At 43.2% G+C, this 21,486-nt stretch carries 14 protein-coding genes and 2 riboswitches; of the genes, 13 read left to right on the forward strand and 1 reads right to left on the reverse strand.

What is annotated here, in order from left to right:
* Window positions 1-9 precede the first annotated feature (9 nt).
* Complete coding sequence (locus OCV88_RS09725; protein ID WP_158425313.1) at window positions 10-1,473, reverse strand: PucR family transcriptional regulator; 1,464 nt, start codon at window positions 1,471-1,473, stop codon at window positions 10-12.
* A gap of 217 nt (window positions 1,474-1,690) precedes the next feature.
* On the opposite strand from OCV88_RS09725, the gene OCV88_RS09730 reads away from it, so the two are divergent.
* The 13 genes from OCV88_RS09730 (at window position 1,691) to OCV88_RS09790 (ending at window position 21,419) form a co-directional block, all read left to right on the forward strand.
* A complete protein-coding gene (locus OCV88_RS09730) occupies window positions 1,691-3,223 on the forward strand; it encodes a fucose isomerase (protein WP_158425314.1) in 1,533 nt (510 codons plus the stop codon).
* A 3-nt stretch (window positions 3,224-3,226) separates the two neighbouring features.
* On the forward strand, window positions 3,227-3,670 hold the full coding sequence (locus tag OCV88_RS09735) for a hypothetical protein (RefSeq protein ID WP_158425315.1): 444 nt from the start codon (window positions 3,227-3,229) through the stop codon (window positions 3,668-3,670).
* Window positions 3,671-4,091: 421 nt separating this feature from the next.
* Window positions 4,092-4,283: riboswitch (cobalamin riboswitch) on the forward strand.
* 225 nt (window positions 4,284-4,508) lie between these two features.
* The gene (locus OCV88_RS09740) at window positions 4,509-9,362 is read left to right on the forward strand and encodes a bacterial Ig-like domain-containing protein (protein ID WP_262591125.1); all 4,854 of its coding nucleotides are present in this window, start codon (window positions 4,509-4,511) and stop codon (window positions 9,360-9,362) included.
* 302 nt (window positions 9,363-9,664) lie between these two features.
* Window positions 9,665-9,858: riboswitch (cobalamin riboswitch) on the forward strand.
* A gap of 105 nt (window positions 9,859-9,963) precedes the next feature.
* Window positions 9,964-10,959 carry a homing endonuclease associated repeat-containing protein gene (locus tag OCV88_RS09745; RefSeq protein WP_158425317.1) on the forward strand — a complete coding sequence of 332 codons (996 nt, stop codon included), beginning with the start codon at window positions 9,964-9,966 and terminating at the stop codon, window positions 10,957-10,959.
* A 24-nt stretch (window positions 10,960-10,983) separates the two neighbouring features.
* Complete coding sequence (locus OCV88_RS09750) at window positions 10,984-11,880, forward strand: energy-coupling factor transporter transmembrane component T (protein ID WP_158425318.1); 897 nt, start codon at window positions 10,984-10,986, stop codon at window positions 11,878-11,880.
* Window positions 11,853-13,607, forward strand: coding sequence for an ABC transporter ATP-binding protein (locus OCV88_RS09755; RefSeq protein WP_158425319.1), 1,755 nt, complete (start codon window positions 11,853-11,855; stop codon window positions 13,605-13,607). Before OCV88_RS09750 ends, OCV88_RS09755 begins: the two co-directional genes overlap by 28 nt.
* The gene (locus tag OCV88_RS09760; protein WP_262591127.1) at window positions 13,586-14,524 is read left to right on the forward strand and encodes an ECF transporter S component; all 939 of its coding nucleotides are present in this window, start codon (window positions 13,586-13,588) and stop codon (window positions 14,522-14,524) included. Before OCV88_RS09755 ends, OCV88_RS09760 begins: the two co-directional genes overlap by 22 nt.
* 56 nt (window positions 14,525-14,580) lie before the next feature.
* On the forward strand, window positions 14,581-15,123 hold the full coding sequence (locus OCV88_RS09765) for a DUF4430 domain-containing protein (RefSeq protein WP_158425320.1): 543 nt from the start codon (window positions 14,581-14,583) through the stop codon (window positions 15,121-15,123).
* Entirely contained in the window at window positions 15,116-16,072 is a 957-nt protein-coding gene (locus tag OCV88_RS09770) for an AAA family ATPase (protein WP_262591129.1), read from the forward strand. The genes OCV88_RS09765 and OCV88_RS09770 overlap by 8 nt, the downstream gene beginning before the upstream one ends.
* 2 nt (window positions 16,073-16,074) lie before the next feature.
* Window positions 16,075-17,196 (forward strand): DUF58 domain-containing protein, encoded by a 1,122-nt coding sequence (locus tag OCV88_RS09775; protein WP_158425321.1) that lies wholly within the window; start codon window positions 16,075-16,077, stop codon window positions 17,194-17,196.
* Window positions 17,159-19,243 carry a transglutaminase-like domain-containing protein gene (locus tag OCV88_RS09780; RefSeq protein WP_158425322.1) on the forward strand — a complete coding sequence of 695 codons (2,085 nt, stop codon included), beginning with the start codon at window positions 17,159-17,161 and terminating at the stop codon, window positions 19,241-19,243. The genes OCV88_RS09775 and OCV88_RS09780 overlap by 38 nt, the downstream gene beginning before the upstream one ends.
* Entirely contained in the window at window positions 19,201-20,160 is a 960-nt protein-coding gene (locus OCV88_RS09785; protein WP_158425323.1) for a hypothetical protein, read from the forward strand. Before OCV88_RS09780 ends, OCV88_RS09785 begins: the two co-directional genes overlap by 43 nt.
* Window positions 20,160-21,419, forward strand: coding sequence for a DUF4430 domain-containing protein (locus OCV88_RS09790; RefSeq protein ID WP_158425324.1), 1,260 nt, complete (start codon window positions 20,160-20,162; stop codon window positions 21,417-21,419). The genes OCV88_RS09785 and OCV88_RS09790 overlap by 1 nt, the downstream gene beginning before the upstream one ends.
* Window positions 21,420-21,486 lie beyond the last annotated feature (67 nt).

Raw genomic sequence — 21,486 nt, forward strand, 5'->3', positions numbered from 1 at the left:
AAAAGAAAACTAAAGATGGTATAAAGTATGATAAAAGGAGTACAGCAGGTAGAAACGTTCCTGTGCATCCTCCAGATTCAGCTGCCAGAGAGTCTGTATTTTTGACAGCCGCATAAACAATGTATTGCGGTGAATATAAAGCTCACTGGCAGTTTTTTGATGGTTCCGTTCATTTTTTAAAAAACAGAACAGCGTATCATAAAAGGCTGTGTGATAGGTTTTATCGTAAGAGCGGATAAGCGCCGGAACCGGATGCAGGATATTACCGGAGGTATGTTTATTTACAATATCGGTGATATATTTTACTGCGTTATCCCTGCAGTAAAAGAGCCGGCCTTTTTTGGGGGATGCCTGAGACAGAGCAGAAAGTACCTGGTGGTAGGCTTCTGCAATATGGCAGACGTCCTGAAAGGGAAAACTAGCGGCGCCGTAATAATTATTTTTTTCCATTAAAAATATCAGCCGTTTTACAAAGTCTTCCGGTTTTATCAGATCACAATTTAATAAAACTACTATTCTTTTCTGATATGGGATTGCATAAACTCCGGAAGAATCATCAGAGAGCATTCGGCTTAAATGGGCATCAAAGTGGAACTGTTCTGACAGAGCGGTAATCACATAAATCTGTTTTTGGCAGTTTTCTTTCCAGCCAAATAAGGTCAGCCGGTGTAAAAGAGGAGCCAGTGCATTTTCATTTCCGTCCAGTGAACGGGCGAAAAAAGAAACAAAGTGATAAGAAGAATCTTCCGAGATATTTGACTGTATCCAGCTGGCTGCATGGGCGGCAAACAGCTCCAGCAGATGCGGCAGATGATCGGGGGGACATTCTTCATCAAGAAGCACAATCAGTGTGGCCATGCGCTCATCATCTAAAAAAATATGTCTGCAGCAGGAAGGATGGGGAAAAAAGTCTGCCGGAAGAAGAAAAACAGATTTTTTATAAAAGGAATCCTGATGAGCCTGATTAAACTGCATCAGAATATCGGCAGGAGCACTTTGGAGGCCGTCATTGTTTTTCCAGATGTCTTCAAATGGCATTTGTGCGGCAGAAGATGACTGAGCAATTAAATATTGTGAGGAGTCCACAATAATAATGGGACGGTGCAGCATGGCTTCACCAAGATTCAGAAGCTGGGAGAGCGTACAGCCGCTCTGAATGTTTTGTGCGCAGGTTTCTGACCAGCGGCTGTAATTAGCAAAGGTTTTTAAAATATCATTGAATACGGCAGTGATATTGTCTGTGTTTAAAAAAAGATAATCAGAATCGTTTTTGCAGACAACGAGATTCGAACCGTCCTGGAAAAAGGCGTCAGAAGTGCCTGCATATAAAATATGAGATTCTGTATTTTGCGGGATATGGGCATCTGCGTTATACAAACGCAGTTCTTCTATGGGAATGGAAGTCCTGGCGCATTGAATTCTGGGAGAATAGTGTGCCAGCGCATGTTTGAGGATAAAAAGACTAAGCTTCATAATTGCTCCCTTCTTGAAAAATATAAATTTTTAATGACAGAATTATTATAGCTGAGCTGTAAAAAGAAAACAAGAAAATGTGCAGAGTGAACAGCACATAATTTAATTATTAAAAAATACTGTTTTTGATGTACATGGAAATGTGAAAAATGCACAGTTATAATGATTATATTAAAATATGATCTGAGAGATCAGTACATATCAGGAGGAGGATACGATGATTCGTAAATGTATGGATGTAAAATTGAATGTGAAGCCGGTGTTTGTAATGTTTGCGCATAAATATTATTATGAGGGACCCTGCCGTATGACTGGTGGAGATTCTCTGCAGCCGGGGTTTGATTCTATTGTGAACGGTGCGATTTTTCAGGGGACTATGGAAGGAATTAAGCATGTAATGCCGGAATGCGTTCATATTATGGAACCGGTATTTCTGGAAACAAGCTGTGACTGGGAGGTGAAAGAAGAATATTTTGAAACTCTGCTGAAAGATCAGCATGAAGTGGATGTATATCTGGCGGCAGGAGCCTTTGGAGCGGATACCGTATTTAACGAGTTTGCACAAAAATGCGGAAAACCTTTTGCAATACAGCCGGATATCTGGGGGCCTGCCAGAGCAGGCGGACTGTACAATCTGGGGGTAGATGTTATCTGCGAAATGACCTGGGAGGATCTGGTGCGGCATTTTATCGTTCTGCGGGCGAAAAAAGCCATTGCAAAGGCGAATCTTTTGCTGGTGGCAAGGTTTAACCATGACCTGCCTGTGGCCGGTGCCACAGACAGCTTTGTGAATCTTAAGGCCGTAACAGATCTGATGGGGGTTCATTTTCGGACCGTAAATGCACATGAATTAATTGATCAGATGAAACCGCTGACACCGGAAGGAAATTACACAACACCGGGGCGGATTACACCGAATATTACAAAAGAAGAGATTGGAGAGCTGGAAATACTGGCAGATGAGCTTTTGTCAGGAGCGGAAAATACAGCAATTGAAAAAGAAAAGCTAATGAAGTCTCTGATCGCCTATAAAGTAGTTCAGAAAAATATGGACCTGTACGATTGCAGCGGAGCTGTAATTCCATGTCCGGATATCTGTTCCACAAGAAGATTTAATGAGGAGCAGTTTACCTTCTGTCTGGCACACTCTTTAAATCTGGAGCAGGGCATTGCCTCGGCCTGTGAGTATGATGTGGCTTCCGCTGTAACCATGCTGGCTGAAATGAGTGTGTCCGGCAGGGCTCCGTATATGGGAAATACACTTCCTATCGTTTCTACAGACGGTCGGGGATTAAATATGCAGATTTTAAAAATGATTTCGCCGGAGGATGTAAAAGAGGTGGAAGGGCTGGACAATCTGTATGTTGTATATCATTCCACTCCCCACAGAAAATTGAAAGGGATTCATGAACCGGATGGAACATATGCACTGCGCCATTTTGCCTATGATCAGAAATTCGGTGCAGTTATGCGCCATAATTTTGACGAGGATAAGGGACAGGTAATTACTTTTGCAAAATTCAGCGGAGATTTAAAGAGGCTGTTGATTGGAAAGGGGACTATTATCAAAACGGTAGGCTATGATTTGGATAACTGCAACGGCGGTTTTATTTTCCAGGTGGAAGATCAGAAAAAGGTATATAAAGAACAGTGCCGTGCAGGCTTACATATGCCATTAATTTTCGGGGATTATTCAGAGGAATTAAAAATGCTGGCAGAAAGCTATGGTATGGAAGCAGTTATGGTATAAAGCATGAGAAAGGATATTAAGGAGCGGATATTAAAGCAGAATATCCGGGCTTTAGAACAGGCACAGCAGGTGGTGCAGACACCGGAACTTTCTGAGACGTCAGTCAAAGAATGCGTGCATTTATATATTTGTTTTAAACTTTATCTGGAACCGGAGGAATGCCGGGGAATGATGCTGTTTCAAATGGCGGTAAAAAGCATTGAGCAGTCCATAGCTATGAAACTGCCTCTTGTGCGGGAGGGAGAGACGGCAGTTACATGCGGCGCTGCATCCAGTGAAGCTATGAAGATTGCGCTTTTGCTGACTGCTCTGCAGAAAGATTTCCGGGTCAGACTGGACTCTAAAAAACTGGGATTTGCAAGAGATACGGAGACAGTGGGCTGTATGGTATGGGATGCGCGAAAGAAAGGGAGAAGGACAGATGGTACCGTAAAATCTTTACAATAAAAGGTATTTTCTTTGCATGTTTTATATTTTGATTTCATTTTAGCAGAAATGGGAATTGCAGGTATTGGAATTCTTGTGCTGACACAAAGAAAAAAGAATGCAAAATAACATAAAAAGGATTTACAAAAGATGACATAGGGAATCGGATTGTTGATTTGTGGCAGCCGTCTTAACTTTTCAGAAGGTTAGGGCGGCTGCTTTTTATGTAAAAAAGTCCTGTGATTGGTTAGAATAAAATTGCTTAAAATAAATTTGTAAAATTTTTGTATATTCAGGGTTTTATTTGTAGTTTTTATATGGATTTCTGTAAAAAACACAAAAACTTTGACTTGTAAGTTGTGAAATATTATAATAAAAATCAATAATTTACGTCCTGAAATCAAAAAATCATTGAAAATCAGGAAGATAAGAGGAATTACTAAGAAAATAAGTTGTTATATGTTCTGCTTCATGAAAGCAGCTAAGAGGGAATCAGGTAGAAGGCCTGAGCGGTCCCGCCACTGTAGATGATAAGTTTTGCTCGCGGCTTTAGGCCGGCCACTGGGAAACCGGGAAGGAGAGCTAAAACGTTTGAGTCATAAGCCAGGAGACCTGCATATAACATATGACATGCTGGCGGAGAATCAAAATTGTCATAAATAAGAGAGAACGATGATAGAAACAGAAAAAACGGACTGTGGTATTTTGCCATGGTCTTTTTTTGTTTTTAAATACTTCAAAAATATGCTGTTACAGAGGATAACAAAGAAAATGCGATAGAAATTTGAGGGAGGAAATTTAAAAATATACCCGGCATTGCCGGTTGATGATAGATAGAAATAACATGAAAGGAGAAATCATGAAAAAGAGAACAGTAAAAAGAAAAATGTGGAAACACAAAATTGCCGCTGTCATATTGTCATTGGCAATGGTTATCCCAAGTACTGTATGGGCTGCTCCGGAAAACAGCAGCAAGTCTGCTGATATCACAGTGTATTTTACAACAGAAAAAATCACACTTGGACAGGGGCTGATTCAGGAACCGGTAAAGGTGGTTGTGCCCAAGGACAGTTCGGTTGCAGATGTAACCCAGGAGGTTCTTGGTGATGAGAAAACAGATGTAAAAACCGACAGTTTGCAGGGTGATTATTATCTTCGGTATGTAAAGGATGGCGGTGAGCCGGAAGGATGGGATAAAAGCAAGATCCCCGCTAAAATCATGGCTGCCCTTAATAATTCAAGCGAAAGTGATCCGGCCGGACAGACATCATATACCGGCTTGAGAAATAGCAAAGAATGGCTGGGAGAATTTGATTATAGCGGACAGTCCGGGTGGATGTTTACAAAAAATAACCAGGGAATAGAAAAAGGAGCAGATCAGATCAAGGTATCAGATGGTGATGTAGTCCGACTTCAGTTTTCAGTGTATGGCTATGGCGCGGATATTATGGACCAGTCAGACTGGGGAGCTGCGTCACTGGCAGATTATGCCAATAAGGATGAATTAATAAAGGAACTGGCAGACTGTACAGATAAGACATCCGATACTTTTAAAGCGGCTTTGGCTGTTTTAAATGACTGGGATGCAGCTCAGAGTGAAGTAGACAAAGCCGCAGAAAGTCTGACCAGTCCACAGGCAGATAAAAGCAGTTTAAAAGGGCTTCAGTTTGCTCTTGACAGTGAGGGAAAACAGCTTTTAGAGTTTACCCCGTCTTTTGCGTCTGATGTATTTAATTATACAGTGACACTGCCGGATTATATTACAAATATTTATGTGAATCCTTCCAGCGCTATAGCGGAAGATACACTGAACTCCTGGCCGGTGGCAGGCGGAAGCGTAAGGACAATGAAAAGCGATAACTGGAATCAGTTTTCTGCTTCTCAGGATATGTATATTCGAATCGTACCGGCAGCAGGCGGTGATGAAGTAAGCTATATGATTAGCTATAAGAAGGCAGCCAGCCTGAAATCTTTGACAGTAGATGATACAATGAAACCTGTCTTTGACAAGGAAGTAAAAGAATACAGGGCTTATATTCCTGCGGATTCTAAAACAGTATCTGTGACAGCGGAAGGGTATCGCTCTTCTTACAGTATTGAAGCCGGCGGCATCAAAGGTGACAGCGGCGAGGCGATTGAGGTTCCGGTAACATGGGATGCTAATGGAGAAATGAAGGTTCCTGTAAAAGCAGTGAGCAAAGATATGGATTCCATTGAATATACATTGACATTAACAAAAGAACCCCAGGAGAATGAACCGACAATTGTACTTCAGCCAAAGGCTGGACAAATATATGTTGATACAGATACAGAGCTTGACCCTATAAAGGTGCGGGCATCCGGAAACGGTGAAATTTCTTATCAGTGGTATGAGAATGACAAAAACAGCACAGAAGGCGGTAAAAAAATTGAAGGTGCAGCAGAAGCATCTTATACTCCGGTTCTCAGCGGAAAACAGGTTGAAAAGTCAGAGAATCATTACTATTATTGCGTGGTCAGCAATACAGTCGGCGGAAAGACATATACACAGAATTCAGAAGTTGTATATATAACGGTAAAACCGGATCCCACACCTTATAACATAAAGATAGCTCCGGTGGATGGAAGTGCAGTTCCGGCAGACGGTTATAAGTATAATGTAGGAGATGAGACCAAGGAGTTAAAAGTTACTTTTGATACAAGAGCAGAGGGCACCAAAGATACACTGGATATTGATTATGTATGGTCAACAGGTACAGAGGCCGGAAGCCCGTCGGGTGGTACTTATGGATCCGAGACTTATACATATAAGGCATCGGTAAACAGCAGAAGATATGTCAGTGTAAAACTGTATATTACACAGGATGGAAGGCGGTTTGGAGATAGTTACAGTAATGAGATCCTGTATACTGTTTCAGCAGAAGCGGATGATATTCAGGTTCCTGCTTTTGCATCTGAGTTTGCAGATAAAGAATATCTGACAGGTGCGGCAACAATACCATTTTCTTCCGCGATCCGCTATGGGTCCACACATCAGAATTCCACACAGACCTACCAGTGGTTCGAAAGTACAGATGGTGTGAAGTTTACACCTGTTGGAGAGGCTGAGACCTATAAAAGTACAGCTGTAAGCTATAAGCCGGAGAGCTCAGATGTTCCGGCGGTTAAATATTATAAATGTGTTGCCACAAATACGGTAAACAGTTTTAATGGAAAGACCTATGCCATAACCGGTGAATCTACAGTTGCTAAAGTTTCCTTTAAGACATTAGATCAGATGGTAGATGAAGAACTCTGGGACGGTAAAGGAACAGAAACGGATCCATATCAGCTGAATGATCTTGATGATCTGAAATTGATACAGACAATTGTCAATGAAAAGGGAATTGATCTTTCCGGAAGTCATTTTAAAATGATGAAAGATATTACGATTCCAGCTGACTGGGAACCAATAGGAACCGGAACTACAACAGGAAGCGGAAAAAATCTGAAGCCGTTTGCAGGTATTTTCGATGGAAATAACTGCACGTTAACAGTTGAAAAAGGCGGACAGACATTATTTGGTTATGTTCGCGGCGCCGTTATTAAAAATCTGAATATTTATGGTGAGCAGATTGAAGGTTACGGTGTAATTGCGAAATATTATGTAGATTACGGCCCGTCAGGAAATTACAGTGACTGGCTTGCTTCCGGCGGAGTAACTGCGACCATAGACCGGGTAACGCTGAAAGCTGGAACAAAAACATTAAAGGCAGGATTTTATGGCGGATATGCATCAGCCGCAAATATTGTAAATATCAGTAATTCTACCATAGAAAAAGGTGTTGTAATTGGATATGACAAAGAGCAGGTAAAAATAGGCTCTTTTACAGGAAATAACACGGGAACAATTAATAACTGCCACAGTTATGCAGAAGTTTATGGTAAAAATTATGTAGGCGGTATTGCTGGAGCAAAAGGTGAAGCAATGGGAACCAGCCGGGTTCTAAACAGTTCTTTCCAGGGTAAGATAGAGGCAAGCGGAAATTATGTGGGAGGAATCTATGGCTCCGGTTATACTTCCAGTTCTGCGCCGAATACCCCGTGTGTCAGCATAGAAAACTGTTTTGTATCAGCTGATATTACCGGCGCCACCTATGTTGGAGGTATTCTTGGCGGAGAACCTGTATCAAAACAGTGCTGGGCAAATGGAATCGGATATATCCGCAATAATCATTTTTACGGAACACTGAAAGGTGATGTAACCGGCGGTATTATCGGTTTTATGAAATCTCTGGACCGCTATAATATTATTTCCAATAATTATTATGTGGATACCTGTGGAACGGATAAAGGAATCGGACAGGTAGAAAGCATTGATACAAGTCAGAAAATTGAAAGAGAAGATGCTGTATATACTATGACAGAGAGTTACTGCCGTGATGACGATCCTCTTGGAAAGGATGCCCATAAGCTGGCGAAAGCCGCATCTGCAGAAGAATTTTCTGATGGAACAATCACAGATGCTTTAAATGCAGGTGAGGGAAGCAGTAAAAACTGGGGACAGGGTACCAAATATCCGGTATTTGAAAAGGAGATCACTGTTTATATTTCATCTTTGGAAGTAACAGATTATAAAGCCGAATATAAAGAGGGCGAAGAATTTACCTCAGAAGGAATCAAGGTAATTGCTCATATGAGTGACGGAACTTCTAAAGAAATTCCTGCAGATCAGGTAACGTTCTCCGGATTTGTCAATACACCGGGAACCTGGACCATTACAGCTTCTTACGAGGGAGCAACCAAAATGTTTACCGTAAAGGTAACAGCAATGACAGATGAAGATTATGCTAAGAAAGTTTCTGATGCAATCGCAGAAATCGGAACCGTAACCCTTGAGAGCAAAGAGGCAATCCAGGCAGCCAGAGAAGCATATGATCAGCTCAGCGAAGATCAGAAAGCACTGGTAGAAAATTACGAAGTGCTGACAGCAGCAGAAGAAACATATGCGAAGCTGCAGGAGGAAGCAGAAAAAGAAGAAGCAGATCAAAAAGCAGCGCGGGCAGTGGAAGATGCAATCGCAGAAATTGGAACCGTAACCCTTGAGAGCAAAGAGGCAATCCAGGCAGCCAGAGAAGCATACGATCAGCTCAGCGAAGATCAGAAAGCGCTGGTGAAAAACTACGAAGTGCTGACAGCGGCGGAAGAAACATATGCGAAGCTGCAGGAGGAAGCAGAAAAAGCAGAAGCAGATCAAAAAGCAGCACAGGCAGTGGAAAAGGCGATTGCAGAAATCGGGACAGTAACCCTTGAGAGCAAGGAAGCAATTCAGTCAGCCAGAGAAGCATACGATCAGCTTAGTGAAGATCAGAAGGCGCTGGTGAAAAACTACGAAGTGCTGACAGCGGCAGAAGAAACATATGCGAAGCTACAGGAGGAAGCGGAGAAACCAGAAAAGCCTGAAAAACCGCAGAATCCGGAAGAAACAGAGAAACCTGAAAAACCGCAGAATCCGGAAGAAACAGAGAAACCTGAAAAACCACAGAAACCGGAAAATCCGGAAAGTCCAACTGATCAAAAACCGGACGGAACTGATCAGGATCAGAATAAAGCTCCGGATAAAGAGCAGCAGGAAGATACCACAGATGTTGTAAAGACAGGTGACGCACAACATATAGTTCTCTGGTTTGGTGCAGCGGGAATTGCAGGTGTTGGAATTCTTGTGTTGACACAAAGAAAAAAGAATACAAAATAACATAAAAAAGATTTACAAAAGATGACATAGGGAATCGGATTGTTGATTTGTGGCAGCCGTCTTAACTTTTCAGAAGGTTAGGGCGGCTGCTTTTTCTAAGATATAAAGTGCAGGGGTATAGCAAGCACAATTTGTAAAAAAATTTGTTGAAAAAGTATTTTCTTTGGCGGTTTTGGGCTGTGGCATAAAAAAAGTACAAAAACTTTGACTTGCAAGTTGCAAAATATTATAATAAAAATCAGTAACTTACGTCTTGAAATTGAAAAAATCATTGAAAATTAGGAAGATAAGAGGAACTAATAAGAAAATAAGTTGTTATATGTTCTGCTTCATGAAAGCAGCTAAGAGGGAAGCAGGTTCAAGTCCTGCGCGGTCCCGCCACTGTAAGCGGTAAGTTTTGTCTGTGACGATAATAGTCAGCCACTGAATTTTTGGGAAGGTAAGATAAAGCGCTTGAACCGCAAGCCAGGAGACCTGCATATAACATATGGCATGCTGGCGGTGAATCAAAATTGCCATAAATAGAGTATATTTTAGTACAGGAAAACGGACTGTGATATATATCACAGTCCGTTTTCCTGTACTAAGTTAAGAGGACAATATGGTACTAACAGAAAAAGATCAGGGGTTATTAAAAAGGAAATTTGCCGGATTAGTAGTGAGCTGCGCCGGTGAAACGGAAAGGAATGAAGAGGAAAAAAAGAATAAAAAGTCCGTTTCCTGGCGTTATTTTTCCCTGAGTTCTAAAACAGGAAAGTTTTTATATCAGGCATTCCGGGATGAAGAATTGTTATTTATCCTGAGAAAAATAGCTGAAAAACTAAATCATTCTCCTTCGCAGAAGGAAGTTTTATGGGTATTCCGTGAATATATCAAAAAAAGATTTCAGAAATGGCCCTATGCGCTGGAGCGGGCAGGGTTATCCAAAGGAGCTGGAAAAGGAGGAAAAACACTGTCACAGGCACAGACAGAAGAACAAGAGAGGAAGGAAATTCTGGAAGAATTAAAAAATATGGCAGAGGTTAACGGTTATCTTCCACATCCTCATCAATGTCCAAAATTAACAGAGAAAATAAAAAAATATTATGATTCCTGGGGGAAGGCGCTGTTGGATGCAGGCATTCCATCAGTCAGATACAGTGAGAAAACGGTGTATTCAATACCGGATTTGAATCAGGAGGAATGGACGCTTCTTCACAAACTCAGCGGTATATCCCGCAGGCTGGGACGGGCCCCTATGCATCATGAAATAGATGAAGATGTAAAACGAAGGCTTCTGGAGCGCTGCGGTTCCTGGAGGAATGTGTTGTATCAGATTGGATTGGAACCGGTGGTAAGAATGAAGCCTTTTGACAAATGTTACCTGGATTATCGGCAAAATCAAAATAAATCAAGGCACAGCCGTAATCTTCGCAATTGCTATTACCGGGTTTTAAATATGGATGAGCCAGCCAGAGCAGATCTGGAAGCATTGAAAAAGAAAGCAGCCAAAGACGGAAAAATGCCTGAAAAAAATCAGGTGCCGGAGCCGGTTAGAAAACGTCTGCAGGATGCCTGCGGCTCCTGGGGAAATGTATTGTATCAGCTGAGAATTTAAAAGATTGGGAGTTATATAGCGGTAATGTTTGAGAATGAATTGGGAGAGAACTGTGAATTTGGATGTTATCATCCTGCAGTCACAGCATGTTATTACATATTGGTGATAGGGATTACGATGTTTTCAATGTCACCGTTCTTTTTATGTGCCACGTTTTTCTTTGCGTGGTTGTATGCCGTTTTAATGCGTGGCAGAAAAGTGATAAAAAAGAATCTGATTATGCTGCTGACCATTGTTGTGCTGATGACGGCAATCAATACCTTTTTTACCCATAATGGAGAAACGGTTTTATTTTATATCAATCGAAACCGGATTACTCTGGAAGCATTTGTTTATGGTCTCAGTGCTTCCGTAATGCTGATTTCGGTGATGATCTGGTTTGAGAGTTTTCAGGCTCTGATGTCATCGGATAAGCTGATTTTTCTGTTTGGGAAATTTATACCTGTGATTGGTCTGGTAATCTCTATGATTTTCAGGTTTGTTCCGTTGTTGAAAAACAGATATGAAGAGATTTCCATGGGACAAAAATGTATGGGAAGAGGCGGACAAAAGGGACTGACAGCCAGAGTACGGCAGCTGGCAAAAGAGGTATCTATTTTAATTGCGTGGTCTTTAGAAGCATCTATTGAAAGTGCGGATTCTATGTCTGCCAGAGGATATGGACTGCGTGGAAGAAGCAGCTTTCATTTGTTTAAAATGACCGGGCGGGATATCAGAATGCTGGTTTATATGGTCGCTGCCGGAGGAGTGGTCATTGCCGGAGGAGCCCTTGGAGAGACTACCATGGCATTCTATCCGAAGCTGATATGGAAGATACCCCATCCGGCAGTTTTTACAGCATTTCTGCTGCTACTGATACTGCCTCTTATCATTGATTTAGCAGGAGAGTATAAATGGAAAAAATCAATTTCAAAAATGTGACATTTCAATATCCGCTGGCAGAGAAGCCGGCGTTGAAACAGGTGTCTTTTCAGGTAAAGCCCTCTGAATTTATTGTTGTCTGCGGAAAATCCGGCTGTGGGAAGAGTACGCTGCTGCGTCATCTGAAGAAAAATCTGATGCCGTATGGCCAGCGGAGCGGGGAAATTTTGTATGAAGGAATTGCCATTGAACAGCTGGATGACAGAAGAAGTGCTTCCGAGATCGGTTTTGTACAGCAGAATCCCGATCATCAGCTGGTAACAGATAAGGTCTGGCATGAACTGGCATTTGGTCTGGAGAGTCTTGGACTGCCGGTAAAAGTAATAAAACGCAGAGTGGCTGAGATGACAAGCTATTTTGGAATACAGACCTGGTTCCGAAAAGATGTCAGCCAGCTTTCCGGAGGCCAGAAGCAGCTGTTGAATCTGGCATCTGTTATGGCCATGCAGCCTCAGATACTGATTCTGGATGAACCGGCTTCTCAGCTGGACCCAATAGCAGCCTCGGATTTTCTTCAGACAGTATATAAAATCAACCGGGATCTTGGGACAACTGTGATTATATCCGAGCATCGTCTGGAAGAAGTATTTCCTATGGCGGACCGGGTGATGGTTATGGATTCCGGAGAAATTGCGGCTTTTGATACACCGGGAAGAATCGGACATATTTTATCCGGTGACGGCAAGTCAGAACCGCATCCCATGTTTTTTGGCCTGCCGGCGGTTATGCGTATGTTTGAACCACTGGAACATATCAGGGAAAATACTCCGCTGACAATCCGGGAAGGACGGATTCATATGGAAGAGTTTTTAGCGAATCTTCCGGAAGAAAAAAAAGCAGAAACGGCAGATACCGGGGCAATTTGGACAAAAGAGACAAAAAGAAAAGAAAAGCAGGCAGGGAAAGCTCTGAGGGAGAGCCGTTTAAAAAATAAGACAGATGCGGCCATTGTGTTAAAGGATCTCTGGTTTCGATATGAGAAAAAGCTGCCGGATGTTTTGAGAGGTCTTTCTTTTGAGGTGAAAAAGGGAGAATGGTATTGTCTCCTTGGCGGAAACGGAACGGGGAAAAGTACGACTTTAAAAGCAATCTGCAATGCCATAACACCCCAGCGGGGCAGGATTACAGTAGATGGCATAACGGTGAAAAAAGAGACGGAGGCACAGCTGTTTGATCATCGACTGGCCATGGTTCCCCAGAATCCGCAGTCTTTGTTTACCGAGATTACAGTGGAAGAGGAACTGCTTGAAGGGATGGCATTTATCCCTTATGATGCGGAAACTAAGATAAAAAATGTGGAACGTATGCTTGATATGATGGGGATTGCGCATCTTAGAAAAGCAAATCCATATGATCTGTCAGGAGGAGAACAGCAGAGACTGGCCATCGGTAAAATTCTGCTGCTAAAACCCTCTGTCCTTCTGATGGATGAGCCAACCAAAGGACTGGACCCGTTTTTTAAAAGGAATCTTGCAAAAATACTTGGCCAGCTTAAAAGTCAGGGTGTGACCATCTTTATGGTCAGCCATGATATCGAATTCTGTGCAGCTTATGCAGATGTCTGTGCTATGTTTTTTGACGGCGAAATTGTAGCCCAGGCGCCTCCGGCAGAATTTTTTGCCGGAAATAATTTTTATACAACTACAGCCAATAAAATTGTCCGGAAGTGGCATCCGGAAATGGTAACGTGCGAGGAGGTAACCAGGTGGCTTCAGGAACTGATCTGACCCTGCGTCAGAAAATTGAAAAAAAGCGGCTTAAAGTGGCTGTAATTATGATATTTATTGCGATACCGTTGGTGATGTTTCTGGGTTTTTCATTTTTGCCGGAAAGCTGGTATATGGTCTTAAGTGCTGTGGTGCTGATTTTAACCATGGCGCCGTTTTTTATGGTATTTGAAAACCGGAAGCCCAGAGCAAGGGAAATTGTTTTGCTGGCCATGATGTGTGCGCTGACAGTAGTGTCACATATTTTCTGTCATATTGTTTTTCCCATTCAGATCGGTACGGCTATGATTATTATCGCCGGAATATCCTTAGGACCGGAAGCAGGATTTTTGATCGGCGCCATGTCAAGATTTGTCTGCAATTTCTACATGGGCCAGGGTCCCTGGACTCCCTGGCAGATGTTCTGCTGGGGACTGCTGGGATTTCTTGCCGGTCTTGCATTTAACAGAAATAATACAGAGTCTGTAAAATCCAGGAATTTTAAGGTGATTATGGGTCCTGTTCTGGCAATGGCTTTTGCTTTTGGAGCTGCGTATCTCAGTTATCTGATCTGGCCGGGGGAGGATGGGACATTTGTTGGATGGAGGCTGTATGTATTTGGCGCTGCAGGACTTTTGGCCGGAGTAATACTGCAGAAAAAACGTCTGCCTGTAGACGGACTGACCCTGGCGTTGTTTACATTTTTTACTACATTTGTCATCTATGGCGGGATTATGAATATCAGTAAGATGATATTATCCGTCAGTCAGCCCGGCGGAGAGGCCATGAGCTTGGATGCACTCCGGGTGCTGTATATTACGGGAGCGCCCTATGATTTTATGCATGCGGGAACAGCCACATTATGCGTATTTATATTTGGAAACAGTATGATTAAAAAGCTGGAGCGGATTAAAATCAAGTACGGAATTTATAAATAGTAAAACATGTGAATCAGAAAATATAGAAATAAAAATCTTTTAAAAAAGAGGCAGGTATGGATAAAGATTTTGAAAAAAAAGTAAAAGGAAAAAAAAGACGGAATATTGCACTGACAGCGGTAATACTGGCAGCAGCTGCTGTCTGTATTCTGGTGCCGCTGCTGCAGAAGGGAAGAGACGGAAGGCCTGTAGAAGTATCTCTGGAAATCCGATGCGATGAACTTTCTGAGGATATGTCAAAGCTGAAAGATAAGAATCTGACAGAGTATGTGCCGGAGGACGGAACGATTCTGAAGAAAGAAACAGTTCAGACAACATCCGGCTCAACGGTTCTGGATGTTCTGGATGAGGTCTGCAGAGAAAAGAATATTCAGATTGAATATTCCTATACACCCGGTTACGACTCCTATTATGTGGAAGGAATCAATTATCTGTATGAGTTTGACGGTGGAAGATTAAGCGGCTGGTCCTATACGGTGGATGGAGAATCGCCCCGGGTGGGGTGCTCCAAGTATCAGTTAAAAGGCGGCGAAGAGATTGTATGGAATTATACCTGCGGACTTCCCAAAGGTGCAGATGGAGGTAAATCAGATGAATAAGACACAGGTGAATGAAAAGCTTTATGCTGTTAAGAAAGAGGTTTCCAGGGCGGTTGTGGGAAAAGAGGAAATTGTAGAAAAGGTCCTGACAGCCATACTGGCGGGAGGGCATATTTTACTGGAGGATATTCCCGGAGTGGGAAAAACAACTCTTGCGCTGGCATTCAGCAGAGCTATGGGACTTCAGTTTCAGCGGGTACAGTTTACGCCGGATGTAGTTCCCTCTGATATTACAGGGTTTACTATGTATGATAAAGCAAGCGGAAGCTTTCAGTATCATCCGGGAGCTGCCATGTGTAATTTTTTCCTGGCGGATGAAATCAACCGTACTTCCAGCAAGACACAATCGTCATTGTTAGAGGTGATGCAGGAAGGAAAGGTTACTGTGGATGGAGAAACACATATTCTGCCCCGTCCGTTTGTGGTAATGGCAACACAAAATCCCATTGGTACTGCCGGAACCCAGATGCTGCCGGAGGCTCAGCTGGATCGGTTTATGATAAAGCTGTCCATGGGATATCCGGATTTTGAGGCACAGGTGCATATCCTGAAAGACAGAGAAAAAGAGGATCCTCTGACGCTTATAGAGCCGGTAATTTCCGGGGAAGAGGTCCTGGAGATGATAGAGCATGTCAAAAATATTTATGTGGATGACAAATTATATCACTATATTACCATGCTGGCAGAAGAGACAAGAAAGCATGAGTATGTAAAGCTTGGAGTCAGTCCCCGCGGGGCGATTTCCCTTTGCGGTATGGCAAAAGCAGGGGCCTGCGTTAAAGGGAGAGATTATGTGGTTCCTGAGGATATCAGCAGAGTATTTAAGGATGTCTGCAGACACCGCCTGATTCTGCATCCTAAGGCAGCACTGTCTGACATGGATGCAGACGGCATTTTGGATGAAATATTAGAGAAAACATCAGCGCCCAAGCTGGATCCCGGAGCCTGAAAATGAAAAAGACAAAGAATAAAAAGAGATATACCGGAAAACGGTCCTTTCTAATCTGGCTGATATTTCTTATTACTTCTGTTTTGCTGTATTTTATCACAGATTCTGATTTTCCGGGTTTTCTGATTGTATTGCTCCTGATCTATCTGGCAGCAGGAGTGCTGATGACAGCTGTTACCGGGAAAAAAATTTCCGTAAAGTTTGGCGGAGACGGTTCGGGAGGAAAGAATCAGACAGGACATCTTATACTGACCATTAAAAATGACAGTGTACTGCCCGTATTTTTGTGCAGGGCAGAGATTTTGACTGAGAATGTTCTTACCGGAACAGATCAGGTGACAGATTTGAAATTTTCTGTGATGCCGAAAGGGAAAAAGATAATTTCCTTTCACTGCGGCGATGGATATTGCGGCTGCCTGCATATTGATATACAGCGCATGGCAGTATCAGACCCTTTGATGCTTTTTGAAAAGAAGCGCAGCATTACAGGCAGCTGGGAATATTATGTACAGCCGTCTATGGGCGGAATGGATTTATCAAAGGAGGAGCTCAGCCAGTATGATATGGAAAGCTATCGTTACTCTTCTGATAAAAAAGGGGATGATCCCAGCGAGACATTTGATGTAAGGTCCTATCTTCCGGGAGACAGCATAAAAAGCATTCACTGGAAGCTGTCAGGAAAAATGGATGATATTGTGATCCGTGAACCGGGGCTGCCGGTGGAAAACAGCCTGATGATCCTTTTAGATAAACGAAAGATTGATGTGTCAGATCCTGATCCTGAACAGATTGATAAGACCACAGAGCTGTTTTTAAATCTTTCCTTTGCGGCAGTCTCACAGGGAATCGGTCATACGGTGGGATGGTTTAACTATGCAAAGGACTGCTTCGAAAGCAGAAAAATTAGTACGACAGAGGATGTGTTTCGGATGCTTCCCGGTCTGCTTAAGAGTCCGTGCCAAGTGGATGAGATAACTTTAGCAGACAGGTTTATGGCTGCAGATCTGGAAAAAAATTACGCCAGCTATCTGTATGTGACGGCGGGAGGTACCGATGCAGAGTCAGAGGTGGAAAGGCTGAGTTATTATGGAAAAGTTACTGTATACAGACCACAAAATATCTGATGGCAGAGTCCGCAGCGTAAAAGAAGCTGCTGCGGCAGCTTTGCTCAGTCTGGGCGTGTGCTTCTGTCTGGGAGATCTGTTTGAACTGTCCGGAGCCTTTGAAAGCCCGGGAACTGTTCTCGGAGGCCTGATACGCCTTTGGAATCAGGCGGTACAGGTTCTTGGCAGTTCTGATTATGTAATACTGCAAAATCTTGCGGGAGAGTCAAACGGAAGCGGACTATTTGTGTTCATCGCTTTTGCAGCTATTGCTTTTGCGGCGTTTTTCTTAATAAAAAGCCGTAAAAAATGGACGCTGTTGATTTTTGTGATTCCTGTCTGCCTGATCAATATATTTTTTTCTCTGAGAATTAGTGCTTTTGGAATTGCGCTGCTGGCAGCAGCGGCATTGCTGTATTTATCCTGTATGCAGTGGGAAGGCCAGGGATTCTGGTGGCAGCTGCTGCTGGCAGCGGCAGTGGTATTGATATCCGCAGCGGCAATGAAACTTCCGGGTATTTCAGGATTATTAAAAAAACCTCAGCAGGTAAAAGCGGTATCAGAATCAGTGTCAGAGTCCGTTAAGAATCTTTATTATGGAGAAAATCCTCTGGGCAGCGGAGATCTTACCAGAAGTGAGCGGATGGCGGGGGAAGAAACTGCACTGAAGATTCGCATGAGTGATCCGGAATCTCTGTATCTTCGGGGGTTTGTAGGTGAAATTTATACCGGTGACAGCTGGGATACGCTTTCAACCGGTACCTATTACGGTTCAGAAAATCTGATGTATTGGCTGAAAGAGCTGGGATTTAATACACTGGGTCAGCTGGGACAGGCTTTGGAGCTGACAACTGAGGAGGAAAAAGAAAATCATATACAGGTGGATGTGGAAAATGCTGACAGGCGTTATGCGTATATCCCTTATGAAATTTCGGAGTTGTCTGTTGACAAGAGCCGTAACTGGGGAGGAAGCTTTGTTACTTCCCGAAAGTTTGGCCGGCTTTCTTCTTATGATTACACAGCAGGTGAAAATGCGGTAAAGGACTGGACAAAGACAGCAGCAGTTATGTTTACAAATGCTGCAGACAAAGGCCGTGCAGATGAGATTACCTCTTATCTTACTTTTGAGAGTTATTACAATGAGCTGGTATATAAAAATGATACCTATCTGTCAGAAAGTGATAAGGAACTGATCAGTGAATATCTGGGTCCCAGCGGAGATCAGTCTAAAGGGCACATTGAGTATAAAGAGGCAATTAACAGAATCAAAACATATCTGAATGAGTCTTTTATATATACAGAATATCCGGGACCGCTTAACAGCAGCGGAGGAGCGCTGGAGAGCTTTTTATCATCCGGAAAAGGATCGGATGTACAGTATGCCACCGCAGCAGTTATGATGTTTCGCTATTACGGGATTCCGGCCCGGTATGTAGAAGGATATCTGGTAACACCGGAAGACGTGAAAGGCATAACATCGGAGGATACAATAGAAATTCCTCAGAGCCGTGCTCATGCCTGGGCAGAAATCTATGTGGACGGAATTGGTTTTGTACCGGTTGAGGTTTGTCCGGAGTATGAAGGGATTATGGAAGAGGCGGATATGACTGTTGGAATATCCAATAATACACTGATTCGCCCCTTTGAGGATACTTCTGACAATAGCCAGAACAGTCAGAATGAGCTGCGGGACGGCGGCGATGACGACAGGCAGCCAACGGATATTTATCTGATTTTGGCGGTTATTTTAATTGCCGCAGTAATTGTCTTTGTGCTAATTCTGCTTTTGAGAAACTTTTTTGGGAAGCTTAAGAAGGCATTGAAAAAAAGACGTTTAATCATAAAGGCGGAGCCGAAGACTGCGGTCAGTGCAATTTATGGATATATGGAGCAGGAAGGTTATCCGGTAAGTGAAGCAATACGGGCCCTTGGAAACCGGGCGGCATACAGCAGAGATGAGATCCGGGAAGAAGACCGTAAGTGGATGCTGGAAGAATATAAAAGATTAAAGAAGGAGAGGACAAAATGGGATATGCACAAAAAAAGTTCAAAACAGCTGCAGGGGTGAAGACGGGAGCTGCCGCTGCCGCTGCAGTGATTTTGACCGGAGCGCTCCTTCTGGGGGGATGCGCAGGAAAGGAAAGCGGTGATACGTTAGAAAGTACAGCCAGACACACGGCAGCGTATGTGCTGGAACAAACCCCGGCTCCGGGAGTAGCTTCTGTTGGCGGAGAATGGGCGGTGATTGGCTTAAAAGCAGGCGGACATGAGGTAAAGGAGCAGTATTATGACAGTTATTATGATACTGTACGGGCGGCGGTAAAGGCAAAAAAGGGAGAGCTTTCTGATACACACTATACGGAATATGCCAGAGTAAGCCTTGCATTATGTGCCATTGGAAAAGATCCCGGACAGGTGGAAGGGTACAATCTGGTGGAGCCTTTGGACAATTATGAAATGATTGATGAGCAGGGAATGAATGCAGCCGCTTTTGCACTGGTGGCTTCTAATGTATCCGGTATTCCACTGAAGCAGGAGGATGCTTATATTCAGCTGATTATAGATGCCCTGGAAGAAGATCAGATGTTTGAGAATAAGGATGCGGCTGATTATGTTGCCATTGCCCTGGAGGGACTTTCCTTTTACCAGTCTGATTCCCAGGTGAAAGCGGTGCTGGAAGAAGGTGTGCAGGCTCTTTCAGAATATCAGGAAAAGGATGGAAGCTATGGAAACTGTGAGACCACAGCAGAATGTATCATGGCTTTATCACAGCTTGGCATCGACGTACAGACGGATGAGCGTTTTATCAAGGACGGCAATACCATGTATGACGGTCTGATGGTTTACCAGATGAAAGACGGCGGATTCTGTCATGTAACGGAAAGAAAGAAAGCAGATGCCATGGCTGCGGAAAAAGCGCTGCTGGCTATGGATTCTATGATTTTGCTGAAAGATCATCAGACCTTATATAAAGGAGTGCTTTGATGAGAGAAAAAGCGGGTTTCAGAAAAAAAATACTTTTGCCGGTTACACTGGCGGGAATTGCTGCTGCATTGATTTTCACTGCTGTATTTTTGTCAACACGGCAGGCTGCGCCGGATGTAAATCCCATACAGGGCGTCAATGACGGCCGTTCCCGGGTGTTTGTTACGGGAGAAGGGTATTCTTTAAATTATGAGCAGGAACAGGAGTATATAAAGGAAAAACAGCAGAAGGAAAAACAGATTGAACAGGAAATCAAACAAAAGCCAGAGCAGAAGAAATTTTCCCAGGCAAAGGCCACAAAGGCTCCGCAAAATCAGGCAGTCACCAATCGTAAGGATGCAGAGCCGAACGATTTGGAAAAGCCTGCCGGTAATAACGGCAAAGATACAGAAACCGAATCTGAACAGCAGCCCGATACGGAAAGCCCGGATGAACCGGAGCAGCCAGGTGGCAGTAAGGATGAAGGAAGCGGTGATGAGGAAAATCCCGGAGATGAGGGCGGCGGAACCAACACAGATGAGGACGGGGATGATCAGACTTCCAAAATACCTGTCATTACCTGTAATCTGAAAGACGGAAAAGAAATCAGCGGAGATGAAGTTACTGTCACGGTAAAAGTACAGGATTATAAGAAAAATTATCTGAGTTCCTTTTATGTAGATGTATTAGTAAACGGAAATAAAGTTACCAGCTCCGGGACCACAAATCATGTTATTACATACCGGTGTCAGGAGCTAAAAGACGGCAGCAATGAGATCGTAATCAAAGCCAGAGATCAGGAAGGAAATACGGCTGAGAAGCGCTATACGGTTATCGCCGATGCAGATGCAGAGAAGAAAAAGGGGGGTACCGTTACCTTTACTATGCATGCCAATCAGCTGGGACTTGGGACTCTGGTCCATAAAACAGCAGAATTTTACGTGGGCGAGAGCATGGCGGATGTAATTAACCGGGAGTGTGAAGCTGCCGGATATCAGGTAGTGTCGGGAAAATCACCGGCACAGGGATTTTATATCAGCAGGATTAAAAAGAAAGGAATTACCGACGGATGGAGTATTTCTCAGGAAAAGCTTGATCAGCTTGGCATTACCGATACATCAGATCTGGTATATCAAAAAGATTCGCTGGGCGAGAAAGATTTCTATAAAGATTCCGGCTGGCTTTACTCTGTAAACGGAGAATATCTGGACGGAATGTCTGCGGTGACCGTTTACGACGGTGATGAGATTGTATTTTTCTTTTCCCTGGATTATCACTGATTAAAGTTATAACCGGCTGTCTGCGAAAAAATCGCAGAGGCTGTTATAAATAAACTTGTATAAAGCT

This window comes from Brotonthovivens ammoniilytica (genome assembly GCF_025566885.1).
Lineage (GTDB): Bacteria > Bacillota > Clostridia > Lachnospirales > Lachnospiraceae > Brotonthovivens > Brotonthovivens ammoniilytica.